The sequence below is a fragment of the Pseudomonas pseudonitroreducens genome, assembly GCF_021603645.1.
Taxonomy (GTDB): domain Bacteria; phylum Pseudomonadota; class Gammaproteobacteria; order Pseudomonadales; family Pseudomonadaceae; genus Pseudomonas; species Pseudomonas pseudonitroreducens.
Genome location: NZ_BQHJ01000010.1, coordinates 227,992 through 245,142, shown reverse-complemented (window position 1 = coordinate 245,142; position 17,151 = coordinate 227,992). Strand labels below are relative to the sequence as shown.

Below are 17,151 nucleotides of genomic sequence, written 5' to 3'. Positions count from 1 at the left end.
TCTCCTTAAGCTGCGTCCAGGACTTCGGTGAGCCACTGATCGGTCACCTCGACGCGGAAGTTGGGGTTCTCGGCAGGCGGTACGTCGGTGAAGCGGATGTTCCAGTACACCTTGCCCTGGGCCAGTTGGCTGGCGGTGTTGAGTTCCGGGTCGGCGTAGACCTCGAAGTCGATCACCGCACCCTGGTTCTTCAGGTCGCGCATGAAGGCCTGCAGGCCCTCGGTGACGTCCTTCACGTAGGTCTTGGTGATGCCGCGGTCGACCGCCCACTTGTGCCCAGCAAGGATCGCGTCCATCACCATGTCCATGGTCCGCACGCGGGTCACGAAGGCCCACTTGGCATCGCTGGAGAGGGTGCGGTTGCCCCACAGGCGGTAGCCGTCGTCGCGGATGATGGTGGTGATGTTGGCGTTGTTGAGCAGGTTGGCGCGGCAGGTCTCGTCGCCGTCGAGGAACTCGATGGGGCGCCCGGTGCCGGTGATGCCGAGCAGTTCCTTGTTCGACGGCGAGGACCAGAAGCCGTACTGGCTGTCGGTCCAGGCGAACAGCGCGGCGGCGTTGGCCGAGGCCGGCGCATCGACGGTGGCGCTGCTGGCGGTATCCCAGTACTGCACGCCCGGATCGACCAGGAAGATACGCTTGCTGCCGAACTCTTCGGCGTAGGCGAGCGCTGCCTCATCGGTGGTGTTCGGGCCATCGACGATGGCGATGGCGCGCAGCTTCTCGGCCAGCGCGCCCATGGCGGTTGCCACCGCCTGGGTGGCGGAGTGCTTCGGCGCGATCAGCAGGCGCGGCTGGGCATTGAAGCGCGACTTGCCGTCGAGCAGCGCCTGCAGACCGGTACGCTGGCCGGCTTCGGTGACGCTGCCGATGATGGCGGAAGTCAGCTGTGCCGCATCCTCGACTTTCGCCACACCCACCGCCACGACCACCGCGGCGGACTGGGTGAAGATCGCGGTGCAGGACTTGTAGATCGCCGACGCGGTGCCGAAGGCGGCGGCCGCTTCACGCAGGTTGGTGAGCAGCACGGGCATGTCCGCCTGGGCGGTCAGCTTGCTGTCGGGGGTGAAGGTATCCACCAGGCCGATGATCGAGGACGACGGCAGCGCAATGGTGCGCGCACCGATGTCGACATTGGTCACGGTGACGCCGTGAAAGAAGCTCATAGGGTTTTCTCCAGACATAAAAAAACCGCCGGGAGGCGGTTGGTTGTTTGCCCGTCCAATAGGAACGGCGGACAAAAGTCGAGGTGATGGAAGATCGTGGGAGTTTGCAATGTGTGCTCTAGGCAGGGAGCCAAAGCCCGGTGAGTCTTTCTTCAGACACCCATCGCGAGCCAGTAGACTGTCCCTCCGGCAGAGCTGCATGCCACTTGTATCTGAGATTTGCTAACTCCCGCTCCACCACCAGTTTGGCCAGTTGAAGCTGGCGAGCAGATAACTTGGAACGCGCTACTCATGGTGAAGGGGACGGGAAGGTTGACCACCGTCCAAGTATTAGCCTGGGTTACCGTTGTTGAACCCCATTGAATGATTAAGCCGCTGGGGAGCTTCTGATATCCGTTAGCAATGAGTTGCGCTGCCATACTGCCGGAATACTTCAATTGGGCACTTCCTCCGAAGAGAGTCCACCCAACAGAACCCCGAACTATGGACACGTTGTCGCCATATCCCAGCGTGCAGCTGGTAATATTTCCCGAGCCTCCGTGCAATGCATCACCAGCCCCGGACACGACAGTCAAGAGCGGTTGCGTCGTGTTCAAGAAAGTGAGCACTGCGCCAACAGGCACAGACGACAAGGCGGGCAAAGTCAAAGTAATTGGCAACGTTGAGCTGGTGACGATGATCTTTCCGGCATCAGCAGCGGAAAGGGCCGACGTCGAGGTGTAACCGACTAAGCCCGCCAAATTACCCAACGCCCTCTGCACGAACTCAGTAGTGGCGAGGCTAGCATCGCTGTCAAATTGCGCTGGAGTGGGAGCTGAAGGAGCGCCGGTGAATACAGGACTCTCCGTTGTTGCGACTTCCTTCCATCCTCCCCAGTTAGGTGCGGAAATTGTCCCAGCTCCGAGCGCCGTCCGCATGTAACGTCGGTTATTCTGGATGTTATGAACGACTTGTAGACCATTGAACTGACCAGCAGAAATTGCATCACGGAGATAGAACTCCACAATGTTATGAGTGGACACGGGACCAGGGTAGTCAATCGTGGTCGCAATGGTTCTCCAAACGCCAGTGGTTACGCCAGTACAATCATTTAGCGAGGTATTCGGCCAGCTTGGCTGGTTGGTGGAAAGACCGAAGCCAACGCTCGCTAGCGCTGCCGAAACCGATGAAGTAGTCGAGAGCTCCTGCCACCCCTGCCAACTATTGATGCGACGCCGGTAGAAGAGTCTGTCGGCGTTATACGGCGAGTACATCTGGAATCCAGCCGTGCCATAGACCTTGTGAAGTACCGCGCCCGGAAGTGTTAACGGAAGTCCGTTTGTGTTCGCCGGCACATTGTAAAATCCGGCCAGGACCGTAGTGTCGTTTGCATCCGTCATGGTTGGTCCAGCGGTGTTCATCCGCCAGCCAGCCAACGCTAGCTGATTCGAGACAAACGCAGTTGTTGCAATACTAGTGTCGCTGGACGTCGCAGCCGGCGTTGGGGCAGTTGGACTACCAGTAAAGGTGGGCGAGAGCAGTCGCGCCAATCCATCGGTAATGTCGCGGAAAGTCAGGGCAGTGGTGCCGACAACGATAGGTGCATCAGTAATCAACTGCCAGACAGTGTCTGCATTCTGGGTACCACTCTCGACAGGTACTGTCAGGCTTGGCGTCACATCGGCGTTTTCGTCGGCGTCGGCGCTGCGCGCCCAGCCGCCGGTCGCAGCAATGTAGATGCCGTTCTGGCTTGCGTTGTTCTGGTTCTTCACCAGAACACGGTAATCGGGTTTCAGGACTACGCCATCCACCGTCTGCAACCCACTCAACGTGATGCTCGCGGTAGTCGCCACACGCACCGACTGCTTGTAATCCAGCCGATTCAGCGCCGTGACGATGGAGTTATCCACATACTCCCGAGTCGCCAGCACCACGCTCGGATCGATCTTCAGCTCCACCGACGCCGCATTGCTGACGATCAGCACGATGCGCACGGTCTGGGTGCGGCCGCTGCCTTCGGCCAGTTGCGGTTTATAGGAGGGCGCGCAGTTGGCGTAGGCGATCAGCGCGCCGGCTTCGTCGTACAGGCCCATCTCGCGGATCCACCAGCCGCCCACATCTTCGGGGATGACCTGTTCGGCGATGATCTGCGAGCTGTTCGCCGGGTCGACGCTCAGGCGGTTCAGCGGCGCGCGGCGGACTTCGTTGACCAGCTGCGTGCGGCTGGCGTCGGGGGTCGGCACGTTGCCGCCGCCGTCGCCCAGGGCGAGCTGGGTGATTTTCAGGGTAGTGCCCAGCGCGGTGGCATTCGCCAGCTTGCCGGCACCGATCGTGGTGAGAAGTGCGTAGTAGGTTACGGCCATGGGTAGACGCTCAAGCTATCGATGGTGTGCTCCCGTCCCGGCAAGCCGTAGCTGCCGAGTGCTTCGATCACATCCGGGAGGTAGGGGTAGACGGTGACGATGTCGCCGTCGTATTGCCCGGAGCCGACGGTGATCCGCCCCTGGGATTCCAGGCTGATATCCAGCCCGATGAGGTGCCGCGTGAGCGGTTTGGCGTCTTCGATCAGACGCTCCACCTCCTGGTACATTTCTTCGCTGATGCCGCTGTCGAGTACGCCAATGCGCAGGCGAAAGGTGCCCGGCTCGCCCATGGGCGTGCCCTGCCACCACTCGATGATCTCGATCAGGTAGCCCAGCGGTTCGATCACCCGCCGCAGCGCGGCGATGGTTCCCTTGTGCTGGTGGATGCGGAAGGCCGCGGCCACCGCCTTGCGCTTCACCGCCTCGCTCCAGGCCGGGTCCCAGCGGTCCACCGACCAGGCCCAGGCCAGGTAAGGCAACAGCCCGACAGGGCAGCGTTGCGGGTCCATCAGTTCGCGCAGCGGCACCGGCAGGTCGGCGACCTGCACATCAGCCAGGACGCGCTCCAGCGGTGTCGAATTGATCGGCAGCAGGCGGCTACTCATCGGAGCCACCGACGCGGATCAGGTAGCCGCTGCAATACGCCGCCTGGGTGGAATCGAGCACCACATCGGCCGCCGGCTTGGCCAGTTCGACGCGCTGCACACCCTCCACATGCAGGGCGGCAAACAGCGCGCTGCGGCGGATATCCCGGCCGATGCGGCGCTGGGTGGCGATGTAGCTCTGCAGCGACGCTTCGGCAGCCTGCTGGATCAGCTCGGCCTCCGGCCCTGGGTAGATGTAGAGCACGGCATCGACCTGGTAAGGCACGATGGCGGCGGACTGCACCGTGAGACGGTCGCCTACCGGGCGCACATCCTCATCGTTCAGCGCAGTGCGCACCGCCTGAAGCAGCTCTTCCGAGGCAGCACCATTGCCCTCGGACGACAGCACGCTGACCAGCGCTTGGCACGGCTGCGGACTGATCGCCGAGACATCGGCAATACGTCCATCGGCGCCGAGCGCAAAGGCCACGTAGGCATTGCGCGGGCCGGCCACCGACAACTGGTCGAAGGCCAGCTGGGTGCGGTTGCGCAGCGAGTCGTCGCCCTCCAGCACGGCCGGCGTCGGCGGCGAGGTGGTGGCGTCCGCCTGCTGAATCACCAGGCGCTTGACGTTGTAGCCGGCGGCCAGTTGGTCGAGGTCGCCCTGGGTCGCATAGCCGAGCAGCACCGCCCGGGCTGCGTCGTTGATCCGCGCGCGCAGCAGCAACTCGCGGTAAGCCGCCAGCTCGAGCAGCTTGACCACCGGATCGGATTCCACCGCGGCATTCCAGCCTTCGCCCATGGCACTGCGAAAGTCCGCCAGCAGCTCCTCGTAGAGCGTTTCGTAGTCGAGGCTCTCCACCACCTCGGGGGCGGGCAGTTGAGACAGGTCGATCAGGCTCATGCCGCCACCTCCAGTCCGATTTCATCGCCCAGGTAGACGCCGCGCAGGCGCAGCGAAACGCTGCCGGCGACCACTGCCACGACCTGCACGGAACTCAGTCGCAGACGTGGCTCCCAGCGGCCGATAGCGCGGGCCACTTCGGCCTGTACCGCGCCCTTCCAGCCTTCGGTCACCGGCAGGTCGACCATGCGCCGAAGGCGACTACCGTACTCCGGACGCATGCGCCGGCTGCCCAGTGGCGTGCCGAGGATGTCCTCGATGGATTGTTTCAGGTGTGCCAGCCCACTGAGCGGCTGAGCGTTGCGCCGATCCATGCCGATCATGGCCGCGCCCTCCGCCACTCGGGGTGCGCACAGGATTCTTTGCCCATGGCAGGTCTCCAGAAATGCAAAGGCCCGCACGTGGCGGGCCCGGGTTGATAATCGACAGTCGTCAGTGGGTGTGGTGGTTGCTGTTGCCGGCGGTATCCATGATCGAGCCGGTACTGCTGATATTGCCGTTCACCGTCAGCGCACCCTTGATGCTCACCGGGCCGCTCAGCTGGATACTGGCGGCGCTGACAGTCACCGCGCCAGGGTCGATCACCACCTGGGTGCCACCGACCTTCACCGTTGCACTACCGGCAGGCAGTTGCAGGTCATAGCGATGCGCCTGCCAGTCGTAGCTCAGCACCGCGCCGTCGGGAAAATGCCAGCTCTCCACCTCGCCACGGTTGTTCGGCGGCGCCGATGCCGCGCCGAACAGCCCCGGTATGAAGGTGCCCATGGCGGCCGTGCCGGAAGGGCTGAGCAACACGCCCTGCTCGCCCAGACTCGGCGCACGCCAATGCCGGGCGACGCCGGCAGCCTGCGCGTGCCAGCGCACCCAGGCGCTGGTCCACTCGCCGGAACGCACCCGCACCCGTGCTGCCGCCAGGTCCACCGCCACCACCTCGCAAGGCATGACCAGCGCGGCGAGCATGCGGTCATGCTCGGCGCTGACGTAGTCCTGGTTCATTGCAGGGCTCCCGGATCGAAGTAGTCGTCCTCGTGGCCGGGGCCGGTCTCGGGGTCGAAGCCCAGCACCAGGCTTCCCGGTGGCTGGTCTTCCCACGGCCACTCGGTTTCACCCAGCAGCACCGGCTGTTGCCACTCCACCAGCCACACGCGGCAGGCCGCGAGCTGGGGATTGTCAAGTTCCGGCTGGGCCTGGATGAAGCTCACTGGCTCCAGCTCCAACCCCCAGTTCTGGGCGCGCAACAGCACCGCCAGCGCGGCGACATTGCGCAGCGCGAGCGCCTCGGCTTGCGCGTCGTCGCGCGGCACCAGGATGCGCGCCTGCAGCCGGCAGATCAGCACCGTCTGCCCATTGCCGGGGTCTCGCCCGGGCAGCAGGCCGGCGTACTCCAGCGCCAGCGCAGGAAGTGTCGCCGGTGCTTGCTTGAGTGGGCCACGCAGAAAGGCGCCGATCTCGGTCAATCGCGTGGATAGCGCCTCCTCCACCGTGTCGAGCAGCAGGGCGAGGGTCAAAGGTTGTTCGGACATGTCGTCTCCTTGAAGCATCACTCTTGTCCGCGCTCGCTTGGCGGCAGTTCGCAGACGCCCAGGCGCTTGGCCGCCCAGCGTTCGTAGAGGCCGACGGCGATCTCTGCACCGGCCGCCGCCGTCAGGCTGCCGATGGCAGCAGCCAGCGTCAGCGAGGCGCCACAGGCCATGGCCAGGAACATCACCGCCATGCCGCAGACGATCGAAGCGCCGGAACGCAACGCCAGCCGCCGCAGCAACCGCCAGCCGCCCAGACCGGCCTTGTCGGCGCGCCACATTTCACCGCTGATGCCGCCCGCAACTGCGAGCAGGATCAACCCCCACAAAGGCACATCGGCCAGGGTCTGAGGTTCGTTGCCCATTGGCTCACCTTGGATAAAGACGCCCGCGAACGGGCGAAACCGGCGGCTATCAGCCGGCCGGGGATGACTGCCGGCCTGACCGCCGGCGAACCGCCGAAGTCGACGGATCAAAAAACGCGGGCATGAAAAAGCCCGGCTCAATGGCCGGGCTTTTTTAAGGTTTCGCGTTGTGCTCCCTGGGGACGCACCTTTACAAGAATGACTACTTTTTACCCCCCGATTCCCGCTGGGACAAGGCTTCTCGGGGAATGCGCTGCAATACACAGATGACACACCGTAATGTGCTGCCGAAACGCAGAAATCAACCTTCGGAAATTTCAGAGGGGCTTGATCATCAGCACGGTGGTAAAGCCGCTGTGCCACTCCTCGTCAGGGTAGAAATCGACTTCCGCATAGCCATGCTTGCCATAGAAGGCGCGCGCCTGATGGTTGAAGGTATCGGTCTCCAACCGGGCCTGAGAGAAACCTGCAGCGCGGATTTTCTGTTCCGCGTGATCCAGCAACACAGCACCAATGCCACGGCGCTGCTGGCCGGGTGAGACGTGCAGGGCATCGATGAAGTCGTCGCGCCAATCGAGCAGGCCGACGATCTCGCCATCGATGCAGGCGACCTGGAAATGCGCCAGGCGCTCGCGCACGTAGGCGGCGGTATGCGCAGAGGCCTCGAAGCAGGCGATGGCCTCGGCGCTCAGTGCGGGCTTCCAGGTGGCCTCGTAGGTTTCGCCGAGGATACGCAGGATAGCCTCTGCGTCGGCAGGCCCCGCGCGGCGGACAGAGATGGGAGTCGTCATGGGCCGCGAGCATAGCGCAATGCCGCCCGCGCGAAACAAGAAGCCCGGCGCAAGGCCGGGCTTCGAATGGTTACCGGGGGGACTCAGGCGGCGCGGCGCATCAGCCGCGACTGGATACTCTGGTGTGCCACGTGCAGGCGCAGGTAGAAGGTGTTGCGGCTGCAGCGGCAGTGCCGGTACTTCTGCGCGGCTTCGCTGTCGCGGTTGAGGTAGTGCTCGGTGACGACGTCCTTCTGCTCATCGGGCAGCTGGTTGATGATCAGGTCCAGTTCGGCAACGCGGTCGAGGATCACCTTGCTGCCCCGGGTGCCGCGGATCATCTCGCCCTTGTTGGCGATCATCATCGCCAGCAGGTTGCCGCCGGCGTAGCCACCGCCCGCGCTGCCGGGGTTGTGCATCTCTTCGGCCCAGAGCTTGAGCATTTCATCGATCGGCTTGATCACGGCGTTTCTCCCTGGCGGCTCAGTGCCGCCGCTCCAGTTCATCCATTGCCTGGCAGTCGATGCAGCGTGTGCAGCCCGGCGCGGCCAGGCGGCGCGCCGGCGGGATGTCCTCGCCGCAGTCTTCGCAGTACTCGGCGGAACTGACCGCCAGGCGAGAACGACGGCTGTGCAGCAGGTCCTCGATGCGGTCGAGCACCAGGTCGTTGGCGTAGTCGGCGATATCAGCCACGGCGCACCTCCGCGTCGGCGGTACGAGTGGAATGCCTGGCGTGTTGCAGGTGTTGATTCATGAAGGTCCTCCTGGCGACCTGCCCTCCGTGGTCGCCGAGCCTTCGGTCGGCCTGTGGTGGTCAGTCGCGATCTGTTCGTCGCGGACGCCTGACCATCGTGGTGGCGTCCCTTGCCGGTGCGCGGGCGGCACCTCCCTGGCCCGCCCGCGCCCTCCAGCCTGCCCCGCGCATCGCGCTTCGCAGGCAACCCGCGGCATCCTTGCCGCGGTGAGAGGGAAGCCGTTCGCCTCCCTTCAGCCGAACTGCAATTCATCTCTTCGTTTGGCTGCTGGCTTTTATAATTACAACCATAGCTATATTTAGTCAACACCAAAGCTATTTACACGCTACAACCCAGGAGGTAGAGTGCTCCCATGGAAAACTCACCCTCATCGACGCTGGCCGACCGCCTGAAACAGGCAATGGCCTCGCGTAACCTCAAGCAGGAAACCCTGGCCGAAGCCGCCGGGGTTTCGCAGAACACCATCCACAAGCTGACCTCGGGCAAGGCACAGAGCACGCGCAAGCTGATCGAGATCGCCAGCGCGCTGGGCGTCTCGCCGACCTGGCTGGCCACCGGCGAAGGCTCGCCGACCGCGGCCACCAGCGCCCCCGCGCCACGCCCTGCCGATGGCAGCCCGCTGCGCCTGGAACCACTGCACCCATGGGATAGCGACACACCGCTGGACGAGGACGAAGTGGAACTACGCCTGTACAAGGAAGTGGAACTGGCGGCCGGCGCCGGACGCACCGCAGTGCGCGAGATAGAGGGGCGCAAGCTGCGTTTCTCCTACGCCACTCTGCGCGCGGCGGGGGTCGACCCGGCGGCGGCGATCTGCGCCCAGCTCACCGGCAACAGCATGGAACCGCTGATCATGGATGGCTCCACCATCGGCATCGACACGGCCACCACGCACATCACCGACGGCGAGATCTATGCCCTGGAACACGAGGGCATGCTGCGGGTGAAGTTCGTCTATCGCCTGCCCGGTGGCGGCATCCGCCTGCGCAGCTTCAACCGTGACGAATACCCCGACGAGGAATACCCGGCGGAGCAGTTCGACAGCGGCCAAATCCGCATGATCGGCTGGGTGTTCTGGTGGTCCACGGTGCGCCATCGCCGCGCACCGACGCTGGTTCGCTGAGCCTGTTTCGCATGAGGAAGACCCCGCTTCGGCGGGGTTTTCTCTGCTCGGCGATTGAATACAAATACAACCTTTGCTATATTTACTCCTGTCGCTACCACCATCGGAACAGGAGAGTCCCATGCAGTCGACCGCCGCTATTCGCCCCGCCCCGCGCCCGGAGACGGTGAGCCTGGTCTATCAGATTTTCGGGGACGTCCTGGTGCCGCTGGAGCAGGTGCGCGAGCGCTGGTTCCGCAACCTGAACCGGGAGAATTTCAGCAAGGCACTGTCCTGCGGGCGCATCGCCCTGCCGGTGACCACCCTGGACGACAGCCACAAGGCGATGCAGTACGTCGCAGTGGATCACCTCGCTGCGTATGTGGAAGAACGTTCACAGCAGGCAGACGCCGCCCTTGCCCGGCGCAAAGCGAATCTGCAGGTGGTGGAGGCGCGCCAGGCTGGGTGATTGGGCTCTTGTAGGAGCAAGCTTGCTCGCGAACCCGCTTAACGTCGGGGGCCGCCGGCGAACGCTGTTCGCGAGCAAGCTCGCTCCTACGAAAAGCCGTGCCATTGAGAAACTTTTGCGTGGGGAGTTTCCCTCTCCCCAACCCTGGCTGCGCGCGCCACTCCGAAGGGAGAGGAAGCCGATTGCGCCGGCTGACGCCAAGATTTCATCCTGCGCCGAACGGTCCCCTCTCCCTCTGGGAGAGGGTTAGGGTGAGGGTCGATCTGAGCGTGAAACCATCTGGCACAAGCGGATTCTGTCCGCGATATCCACGAACCGCGCCGCCCCGCCGCGAACGGAGTCCGCTCCTGCGAAAATAAAAAGCCCCGCCGAAGCGGGGCTTTTCAGTCGAGTCAGCGACTCAATCGTTGCCGTGCAAACGCGCGGTGTGCTCAGCCAGAGCTACGGCGCGGAACATCGCGCGGCGCTTGTTGATGGTTTCTTCCCACTCCGCCGCTGGCACCGAGTCGGCAACGATGCCGCCGCCGGCCTGCACGTGGAGTTCGCCGTTCTTGATCACCGCGGTGCGGATGGCGATGGCGGTATCCATGTTGCCGTTCCAGGCGAGGTAGCCGACAGCGCCACCGTAGACACCGCGCTTGACCGGCTCCAGCTCGTCGATGATTTCCATCGCGCGAATCTTCGGTGCGCCGGACAGAGTGCCGGCCGGCAGGATGGCGCGCAGGGCGTCCATCGCGCTCAGCTCCGGCTTGAGCTGGCCGTTCACGTTGGACACGATGTGCATGACGTTGGAGTAGCGCTCGATCACCATCTGTTCGGTGACCTTCACGCTGCCGGTCTGCGATACGCGACCGACGTCGTTGCGACCGAGGTCGATGAGCATCAGGTGCTCGGCGATTTCCTTGGCGTCGGACAGCAGGTCTTCTTCCAGCGCGCGGTCGGCCTCTTCGGTCGCGCCACGCGGGCGGGTACCGGCGATGGGCCGCACGGTGACTTCGCCATCCTCGACGCGCACCAGTACTTCCGGCGAGCTGCCGACGACATGGAAGTCGCCGAAGTTGAAGAAGTACATGTACGGCGTCGGGTTGAAGCAGCGCAGCGCGCGGTAGAGGTCGATGGGCGCGGCGCTGAAGTCGATGGACATGCGCTGCGACGGCACGACCTGCATGCAGTCACCGGCGAGGATGTACTCCTTCACGGTGTCCACCGCCCGCTCGTAATCCTCGCGGGTGAAGCTGGCGCGGAACTGCGGCTCCGGTGCATTGACTGCGCTGAAATCCAGGCCGCGGCGCGGGGTGATCGGCTGGCGCAGGCGTTCCAGCAGCGCATCCAGTTGTGCCAGGCCCTTGTCGTAGGCGTCGGCCTGGGCCGGATCGGCGAGGACGATCGCGTGCATCTTGCCGGCGAGGTTATCGAACACGACGACCGCGTCGGAGACCATCAGCAGGATGTCCGGATTGTTCAGCGGGTCCGGGTTCGGGCATTGCGCCAGGCGCTGCTCGACGTAGCGCACGCAGTCATAGCCGAAGTAGCCGACCAGGCCGCCGTTGAAACGCGGCAGGCCGGCGATGGTCGGCACGCGATAGCGCTCCTTGAATTCCTCGACGAAGGCCAGCGGGTCGGCGCACTCGAAGCTCTCGGTTTCGACGCCGTCGACCTTGATGCTCGCCTGGTGACCGTAGACGCGCAGCACGGTGCGGCTGGGCAGGCCGATGATCGAGTAGCGGCCCCACTTCTCGCCGCCCTGCACGGACTCGAGCAGGTAGGTGTTCGGGCCGTCGGCGAGCTTCAGGTAGATCGACAGCGGAGTGTCGAAGTCGGCAAGGGTTTCGCAGGTCAGCGGAATGCGGTTGTAGCCTTCGGCGGCCAGGCGCTGGAATTCTTCGCGGGTCATGATCAGCCTCGTGGAATAAGAGCCTGTTTAGGATCTCGCGAGCTAGAGCGGAACAAGGCGAAATCGCTTGAGAGAGCGGAGTTTACACGCAGTAAATGAGCATCTCGAAAGCGATTTCAACGCAGTGCCGCCGACGCGCAGCAGATAGTAAACGGGCTCTGAGGGGGAAACGGACTTGGGTGCACACACGCCGGGCGGGCCGGCCAAAGGATGTCAGGCGCGCCAGCGCCAGCGGGCCAGGGCCTTGATGACTTTCATCCAGAGTGTGTGGGGAGCCGTTTCCACGGTGCTGTCTCGCTGAGCGGGTTTTGAAGCGGAGTCAGGCAACACTATCGCTTTGCCCGAGTCGAAGCAAGGCAGCAGATGGCGCAGGTCGTCGAGCACCAGTGTCGGGTTTTCCTCGGCGATGGGGCGACCGTGGTTGTAGCCGTAGCTCAGACCCACACTGCGCACACCGGCGGCCTTGGCGGCGAGAATGTCGTTGCGCGAATCGCCGACGAACAGCGCCTGCTCCGCCGACACACCGGCCATTTTCATCACGAACAGCAGCGCAGCCGGGTCAGGCTTCTGCTGCGGCAGGGTGTCGCCGCCGATGATCCAGCGGAAGAACTTGCCCAGCTTCATTTCGTCCAGCAGCGGGCCGACGAAGCGCTCGGGCTTGTTGGTGATCAGCGCCAGCTCGACGCCGCGCTTCTTCAGCCACTTCAGGGTCTCGATGACGCCGGGGTAGACCACGGTCAACGCATGGCTGTCGGCGTAAGCCTCCATGAACAGCTCAAGTGCGCGCTCGGTGTCTTCCTCACTGACACTTTCATGCTCGATGTCGCCCGCCAGGGCGCGGCGCACCAGTACGCGCGCACCGTTGCCGACCCAGTGACGCACCGCGTCCAGGCCGGCCGGCTGGCGCCCGAGCGCCAGCAGCATCTTGTCCACCGCCGCGGCGAGGTCGGGGACCGAGTCCACCAGGGTGCCGTCCAGGTCGAACATCACCAGACGCGGCAGCCCGGCGAACGGCAGTTGTGCAGCGCTCATCACTTGCGCGCCTGCGCCAGCTCGGCATGCATGGCGCGGATGACCTCGGCGTAGTCCGGTGCGTTGAAGATCGCGGAGCCGGCGACAAAGGTGTCGGCGCCAGCAGCGGCGATCTCGCGGATGTTCTTCACGTTCACCCCGCCGTCGATTTCCAGGCGGATGTCGCGACCGGAAGCATCGATCAGCGCGCGGGCTTCGCGCAGCTTGTCGAGGGTGCCGGGGATGAACTTCTGCCCGCCAAAGCCGGGGTTCACGCTCATCAGCAGGACCATGTCGATCTTGTCCATCACGTACTTCAGCGCGTCCAGCGAGGTGGCCGGGTTGAACACCAGGCCGGCCTTGCAGCCGCCGTCCTTGATCAGTTGCAGGGAACGGTCGATGTGCTGGGTGGCTTCCGGGTGGAAGGTGATGTAGGTGGCGCCGGCTTCGATGAAGTCGCCGATGATGCGGTCCACCGGGGAGACCATCAGGTGCACGTCGATGGGTGCGGTGACGCCGTACTTGCGCAGGGCCGTGCAGACCATCGGGCCGATGGTGAGGTTCGGCACGTAGTGGTTATCCATCACGTCGAAGTGAACGATATCGGCGCCGGCAGCGAGCACCTTGTCGACGTCCTCACCCAGGCGGGCGAAGTCGGCGGAAAGGATCGACGGAGCGATGGCGTAGGGTTGCATGGCGCACCTCTGTGGGCGGAAATCACGGATGGCGCGCATTGTAGCCGCTCGGAAGGCTCGAAGGGGATCGGGCCGATAGTCGAAACGGAAAGGACTTGGAAGCGGAAGGGAAAGCGGGCAAAAAAAATCGCGGATCGATCCCGCCCCCGTGGGTGAGCACAGGGACGGAAACGTCCGCGAAACACTGTGAATCAGGAAGTCGGTGCAGTCCGCAGTTTCTCGCTGCGGCCGCGCAGCCACTCGAGGGTCAGCAGGAGCAGGACGGAGAAACCGATCAACAGGGTCGCCGCGGCGGCGATGGTCGGGCTGAGGTTCTCGCGGATGCCGCTGAACATCTGGCGCGGCAGGGTGGCTTGCTCGGGGCCGGCGAGGAACAGGGTCACCACCACTTCGTCGAAGGAGGTGGCGAAGGCGAACAGCGCACCGGAAATCACACCGGGAGCGATCAGCGGCAGGGTGACCTTGAAGAAGGTCAGCACCGGCGGCGCGCCCAGGCTGGCGGCGGCGCGCACCAGGTTGTAGTTGAAGCCCTGCAGGGTCGCCGACACGGTGATGATGACGAAGGGCACACCGAGCACCGCGTGGACGATGATCAGCGAGATGTAGCTGTTGCCCAGGCCCAGCGGCGCGAAGAACAGGTAGCTCGCCACGCCGATGATCACCACCGGCACGACCATCGGCGAGATCACCAGGCTCATGATCAGCGCCTTGCCGCGGAAGTCGCCGCGGGTCAGGCCGATCGACGCCAGGGTGCCGAAGACCATCGCCAGCACGGTGGCCGCCGGGGCGACGATGATGCTGTTGGTCAACGCGCGCATCCACTCGGCGGAGTTGAAGAAGTCGGCGTACCAGCGCAGGGAGAAACCCTGCAGCGGGTAGACCAGGAAGGTGCCGGAGTTGAACGACAGCGGCACGATGACCAGTACCGGCAACACCAGGAACAGCAGGATCAGGCCGCAGAGGATGCGCAGGGTGTAGAACCACACGCGCTCGACCGGGGACATGTAAGGACTCAGCATCTTCTTGTTCTCCTCATCAGCCCAGGCGCAGGCGGCTCGCGCCCACCAGCCAGCCGTAGATCACGTAGAGCACCAGGGTGGCGAACAGCAGCAGGCCGCCCAGGGCCGTGGCCATGCCCCAGTTGATGGTGGTGTTGGTGTAGAAGGCGACGAAGTAGCTGACCATCTGGTCGTTCGGGCTGCCCAGCAGAGCCGGGGTGATGTAGTAGCCGATCGACAGGATGAACACCAGCAGGCAACCGGCGCCGACACCGGCCACAGTCTGCGGGAAGTAGACCTTCCAGAAGCTGGCGAACGGGTGGCAGCCCAGGGAAATCGCGGCGCGCATGTAGCTCGGGGAAATGCCCTTCATCACGCTGTAGATCGGCAGGATCATGAACGGCAGCATGATGTGCACCATGGAGATGTACACGCCAGTGCGGTTGAACACCAGTTGCAGCGGCTGGTCGATCAGGCCCATCTTCAGCAGCGCGCCGTTGATCAGGCCGCCCGACTGCAACAGCACGATCCACGCGGCGACACGCACCAGAATCGAGGTCCAGAACGGCAGTAGCACCATGATCATCAGCAGGTTGGACTTGCGGGTCGGCAGGATCGCCAGCAGGTAGGCCAGGGGGTAGGCCAGCGCCAGGCAGATCAGGGTGATCACCGCGCCCATCCAGAAGGTGCGGGCGAAGATGTCCAGGTAGATCGACTGGTCGGGCGTCGCACGGGCAATCTCGCCCAGGTCGTCAATGCGGTGATCCAGAGCCGCCAGCAGATAATAGGGCGTGACGGAGCTGGCATTGCGGCGGATCGCCTGCCAGTAGGCCGGGTCGCCCCAGCGCTCGTCGAGAGCCTCCATCGCGTCTTTGTACGACGCCGGCTGCTCCTTGAACGGCAGCGCGCGGGCAGTCTTGGACAGCAGGCTGCGGTAGCCGGCCAGTTCCATGTTCAGGCGTTTGGAAAGATCACCGATGGTCTGGTTCTTGCGCGCGGCGACCAGGTCTTCGCTCAGCGCCTTGTACACCGCATCCGAGGGCAGCGACTTGCCGTCCCATTCGGAAATGGCGTTGACGGTCAGCGGCATCGCGCCGACGACCTCGGGGTTGTTCACGCTCTTGTAGAGCAGCGCCGCGATGGGCACCAGGAAGGTCAGCAGCAGGAAGACCAGCAGGGGCAGCACCAGCGCCTGGGACTTCAGACGATTCATCCGCTCCGCGCGCGCCAGGCGCTGCTTGAGGGTGGGGCCGGCGACCTCGTTCAGAGACACAGCGGTGGCCATAGCGAACTCCGGTAAAACGGGCCGCCCGAGGGCGGCCAAGGTGTGGTGTCAGGAGGAACCGCCGCGAGGGGGAACGGCGGCTCCGGTCCATCGCGGCTCGGGCAGCCGCGACGGTGGGGACGTTACGCGAGTCGTCGACAAAACTGAGCGAAGCGATTCTGGCTAGGCGCCTGGCCGCAGACAGTACCTGTCAGTACGGCAAGGCCAGGCAACAACGCCAGAACAGTTTTGCCGGCGACTCTTACTTGGCAGCCCAGGCGTTGAAGCGCTGCTCCAACTGCTCGCCGTAGTCAGCCCAGAAGGTCACGTCCATGCCTACCTGGCCCTGCATGTTTTCCGGGGTAGTCGGCATGTCTTTCAGCAGGTCCTTGCTCAGCAGCGGTACGGCGTTCTTGTTGACCGGGCCGTAGGCGATGTTCTCGGAGTAGGTCTTCTGCTGCTCGGGCTGGACCGAGAAGGCGATGAACTTGAGGCTCTCGTCTTTCTTCTTGGCGCCTTTCGGGATGGCCCAGGCGTCGAAGTCGTAGATGCCGCCGTTCCAGACGATCTTCAGGTTGCTCTCTTTCTGCACGGCGGCGATGCGGCCGTTGTAGGCGGAGCTCATGACCACGTCACCGGAGGCGAGGTACTGCGGCGGCTGGGCGCCGGCTTCCCACCACTGGATGCTCGGCTTGATCTGGTCGAGTTTCTTGAAGGCGCGGTCCTGACCGTCCTTGGTGGCCAGCACCTTGTAGACGTCCTTGGGCGCGACGCCGTCGGCCATCAGGGCGAATTCCAGGGTGTACTTGGCGCCCTTGCGCAGGCCGCGCTTGCCCGGGAATTTCTGGGTGTCCCAGAAATCGGCCCAGCTGGTCGGCGCGCTCTTCAGCTTGTCGGCGTTGTAGGCCAGCACGGTGGACCAGACGAAGAAGCCGACGCCGCAGTTGCTGACGGCGCCCGGCACGTAGTCTTCAGCCTTGCCGAGGATGGCCGGGTCGATCTCTTCGAACAGGCCTTCGTCACAGCCGCGGGCCAGTTCCGGCGATTCGACTTCCACCAGGTCCCAGGAGACGCTGTTGGTGTCGACCATGGCCTTCACCTTGGCCATCTCGCCGTTGTATTCGCCGGCGACGATCTTGTTGCCGGTGGATTTTTCGTAGGGCTCGTAGAACGCCTTCACCTGGGCGTTCTTGTTGGCACCGCCGAAGGACACCACGGTCAGGTCGGTGGCGGCCATGGACTGGGCCGCAAAGGCCACGCCCAGAGTCAGCGCTGCGAGTTTGAGCCCCGATGCTTTCAAGGACTTCGACAT

Annotated in this window: 19 protein-coding genes; 2 read left to right on the top strand and 17 right to left on the bottom strand. The window is 64.1% G+C overall.

Annotation, left to right across the window (positions count from 1 at the left end):
- Window positions 1–5: 5 nt before the first annotated feature.
- The 11 genes from L6D89_RS23775 to L6D89_RS23725 all read right to left on the bottom strand — a co-directional run bounded on the left by L6D89_RS23775 (window position 6) and on the right by L6D89_RS23725 (window position 8,344).
- On the bottom strand, window positions 6–1,166 hold the full coding sequence (locus L6D89_RS23775; protein ID WP_236201379.1) for a phage tail sheath subtilisin-like domain-containing protein: 1,161 nt from the start codon (window positions 1,164–1,166) through the stop codon (window positions 6–8).
- A 152-nt stretch (window positions 1,167–1,318) separates the two neighbouring features.
- A complete protein-coding gene (locus L6D89_RS23770; RefSeq protein ID WP_236201378.1) occupies window positions 1,319–3,508 on the bottom strand; it encodes a phage tail-collar fiber domain-containing protein in 2,190 nt (729 codons plus the stop codon).
- Window positions 3,499–4,113 (bottom strand): phage tail protein I, encoded by a 615-nt coding sequence (locus L6D89_RS23765; RefSeq protein ID WP_236201377.1) that lies wholly within the window; start codon window positions 4,111–4,113, stop codon window positions 3,499–3,501. Before L6D89_RS23765 ends, L6D89_RS23770 begins: the two co-directional genes overlap by 10 nt.
- Complete coding sequence (locus tag L6D89_RS23760) at window positions 4,106–4,996, bottom strand: baseplate assembly protein (protein ID WP_236201376.1); 891 nt, start codon at window positions 4,994–4,996, stop codon at window positions 4,106–4,108. The genes L6D89_RS23765 and L6D89_RS23760 overlap by 8 nt, the downstream gene beginning before the upstream one ends.
- Window positions 4,993–5,319 carry a GPW/gp25 family protein gene (locus L6D89_RS23755; protein ID WP_236201375.1) on the bottom strand — a complete coding sequence of 109 codons (327 nt, stop codon included), beginning with the start codon at window positions 5,317–5,319 and terminating at the stop codon, window positions 4,993–4,995. The genes L6D89_RS23760 and L6D89_RS23755 overlap by 4 nt, the downstream gene beginning before the upstream one ends.
- A gap of 109 nt (window positions 5,320–5,428) precedes the next feature.
- Window positions 5,429–5,992: a phage baseplate assembly protein V gene (locus L6D89_RS23750; RefSeq protein WP_236201374.1), complete on the bottom strand. Its 564-nt coding sequence runs from the start codon at window positions 5,990–5,992 to the stop codon at window positions 5,429–5,431.
- The gene (locus L6D89_RS23745) at window positions 5,989–6,519 is read right to left on the bottom strand and encodes a hypothetical protein (RefSeq protein ID WP_236201373.1); all 531 of its coding nucleotides are present in this window, start codon (window positions 6,517–6,519) and stop codon (window positions 5,989–5,991) included. The genes L6D89_RS23750 and L6D89_RS23745 overlap by 4 nt, the downstream gene beginning before the upstream one ends.
- Before the next feature lie 17 nt (window positions 6,520–6,536).
- Window positions 6,537–6,881 carry a phage holin family protein gene (locus L6D89_RS23740; protein WP_024763586.1) on the bottom strand — a complete coding sequence of 115 codons (345 nt, stop codon included), beginning with the start codon at window positions 6,879–6,881 and terminating at the stop codon, window positions 6,537–6,539.
- A gap of 317 nt (window positions 6,882–7,198) precedes the next feature.
- Entirely contained in the window at window positions 7,199–7,672 is a 474-nt protein-coding gene (locus L6D89_RS23735) for a GNAT family N-acetyltransferase (RefSeq protein WP_236201372.1), read from the bottom strand.
- Between the two features lie 83 nt (window positions 7,673–7,755).
- Complete coding sequence (locus L6D89_RS23730; protein WP_236201371.1) at window positions 7,756–8,115, bottom strand: PA0613 family protein; 360 nt, start codon at window positions 8,113–8,115, stop codon at window positions 7,756–7,758.
- A gap of 19 nt (window positions 8,116–8,134) precedes the next feature.
- Window positions 8,135–8,344 carry a TraR/DksA C4-type zinc finger protein gene (locus L6D89_RS23725; RefSeq protein WP_236172615.1) on the bottom strand — a complete coding sequence of 70 codons (210 nt, stop codon included), beginning with the start codon at window positions 8,342–8,344 and terminating at the stop codon, window positions 8,135–8,137.
- A gap of 414 nt (window positions 8,345–8,758) precedes the next feature.
- Between L6D89_RS23725 and L6D89_RS23720 the strand changes: the two genes are divergently transcribed.
- Window positions 8,759–9,529, top strand: a complete 771-nt coding sequence (locus tag L6D89_RS23720) for an XRE family transcriptional regulator (protein ID WP_236201370.1) — start codon at window positions 8,759–8,761, stop codon at window positions 9,527–9,529.
- A gap of 121 nt (window positions 9,530–9,650) precedes the next feature.
- On the top strand, window positions 9,651–9,977 hold the full coding sequence (locus L6D89_RS23715; RefSeq protein WP_236172617.1) for a pyocin activator PrtN family protein: 327 nt from the start codon (window positions 9,651–9,653) through the stop codon (window positions 9,975–9,977).
- 400 nt (window positions 9,978–10,377) lie between these two features.
- Here L6D89_RS23715 and trpE read toward each other — a convergent pair whose 3' ends face one another.
- The 6 genes from trpE to L6D89_RS23685 form a co-directional block, all read right to left on the bottom strand.
- Window positions 10,378–11,871: an anthranilate synthase component I gene (gene trpE / locus L6D89_RS23710; protein WP_236201369.1), complete on the bottom strand. Its 1,494-nt coding sequence runs from the start codon at window positions 11,869–11,871 to the stop codon at window positions 10,378–10,380.
- A gap of 213 nt (window positions 11,872–12,084) precedes the next feature.
- The gene (locus L6D89_RS23705) at window positions 12,085–12,903 is read right to left on the bottom strand and encodes a phosphoglycolate phosphatase (RefSeq protein ID WP_236201368.1); all 819 of its coding nucleotides are present in this window, start codon (window positions 12,901–12,903) and stop codon (window positions 12,085–12,087) included.
- Window positions 12,903–13,577: a ribulose-phosphate 3-epimerase gene (gene rpe / locus L6D89_RS23700; RefSeq protein WP_045212681.1), complete on the bottom strand. Its 675-nt coding sequence runs from the start codon at window positions 13,575–13,577 to the stop codon at window positions 12,903–12,905. Before rpe ends, L6D89_RS23705 begins: the two co-directional genes overlap by 1 nt.
- A gap of 191 nt (window positions 13,578–13,768) precedes the next feature.
- On the bottom strand, window positions 13,769–14,596 hold the full coding sequence (locus L6D89_RS23695; protein ID WP_054908041.1) for an ABC transporter permease: 828 nt from the start codon (window positions 14,594–14,596) through the stop codon (window positions 13,769–13,771).
- Window positions 14,597–14,612: 16 nt separating this feature from the next.
- Window positions 14,613–15,860, bottom strand: coding sequence for an ABC transporter permease (locus L6D89_RS23690; RefSeq protein WP_054908040.1), 1,248 nt, complete (start codon window positions 15,858–15,860; stop codon window positions 14,613–14,615).
- Between the two features lie 241 nt (window positions 15,861–16,101).
- Window positions 16,102–17,151 carry an ABC transporter substrate-binding protein gene (locus tag L6D89_RS23685; protein ID WP_169942396.1) on the bottom strand — a complete coding sequence of 350 codons (1,050 nt, stop codon included), beginning with the start codon at window positions 17,149–17,151 and terminating at the stop codon, window positions 16,102–16,104.

Bases quoted from the DNA above. Each gene is read 5' to 3' on its own strand.
- L6D89_RS23745 (WP_236201373.1), bottom strand. From the start codon at position 6,519: ATGTCCGAACAACCTTTGACCCTCGCCCTGCTGCTCGACACGGTGGAG.
- L6D89_RS23750 (WP_236201374.1), bottom strand. From the start codon at position 5,992: ATGAACCAGGACTACGTCAGCGCCGAGCATGACCGCATGCTCGCCGCG.
- L6D89_RS23760 (WP_236201376.1), bottom strand. From the start codon at position 4,996: ATGAGCCTGATCGACCTGTCTCAACTGCCCGCCCCCGAGGTGGTGGAG.
- L6D89_RS23755 (WP_236201375.1), bottom strand. From the start codon at position 5,319: ATGATCGGCATGGATCGGCGCAACGCTCAGCCGCTCAGTGGGCTGGCA.
- L6D89_RS23690 (WP_054908040.1), bottom strand. From the start codon at position 15,860: ATGGCCACCGCTGTGTCTCTGAACGAGGTCGCCGGCCCCACCCTCAAG.
- L6D89_RS23715 (WP_236172617.1), top strand. From the start codon at position 9,651: ATGCAGTCGACCGCCGCTATTCGCCCCGCCCCGCGCCCGGAGACGGTG.
- L6D89_RS23740 (WP_024763586.1), bottom strand. From the start codon at position 6,881: ATGGGCAACGAACCTCAGACCCTGGCCGATGTGCCTTTGTGGGGGTTG.
- L6D89_RS23685 (WP_169942396.1), bottom strand. From the start codon at position 17,151: ATGTCGAAGTCCTTGAAAGCATCGGGGCTCAAACTCGCAGCGCTGACT.
- L6D89_RS23735 (WP_236201372.1), bottom strand. From the start codon at position 7,672: ATGACGACTCCCATCTCTGTCCGCCGCGCGGGGCCTGCCGACGCAGAG.
- L6D89_RS23775 (WP_236201379.1), bottom strand. From the start codon at position 1,166: ATGAGCTTCTTTCACGGCGTCACCGTGACCAATGTCGACATCGGTGCG.
- L6D89_RS23705 (WP_236201368.1), bottom strand. From the start codon at position 12,903: ATGAGCGCTGCACAACTGCCGTTCGCCGGGCTGCCGCGTCTGGTGATG.
- trpE (WP_236201369.1), bottom strand. From the start codon at position 11,871: ATGACCCGCGAAGAATTCCAGCGCCTGGCCGCCGAAGGCTACAACCGC.
- L6D89_RS23765 (WP_236201377.1), bottom strand. From the start codon at position 4,113: ATGAGTAGCCGCCTGCTGCCGATCAATTCGACACCGCTGGAGCGCGTC.
- L6D89_RS23695 (WP_054908041.1), bottom strand. From the start codon at position 14,596: ATGCTGAGTCCTTACATGTCCCCGGTCGAGCGCGTGTGGTTCTACACC.
- rpe (WP_045212681.1), bottom strand. From the start codon at position 13,577: ATGCAACCCTACGCCATCGCTCCGTCGATCCTTTCCGCCGACTTCGCC.
- L6D89_RS23770 (WP_236201378.1), bottom strand. From the start codon at position 3,508: ATGGCCGTAACCTACTACGCACTTCTCACCACGATCGGTGCCGGCAAG.
- L6D89_RS23720 (WP_236201370.1), top strand. From the start codon at position 8,759: ATGGAAAACTCACCCTCATCGACGCTGGCCGACCGCCTGAAACAGGCA.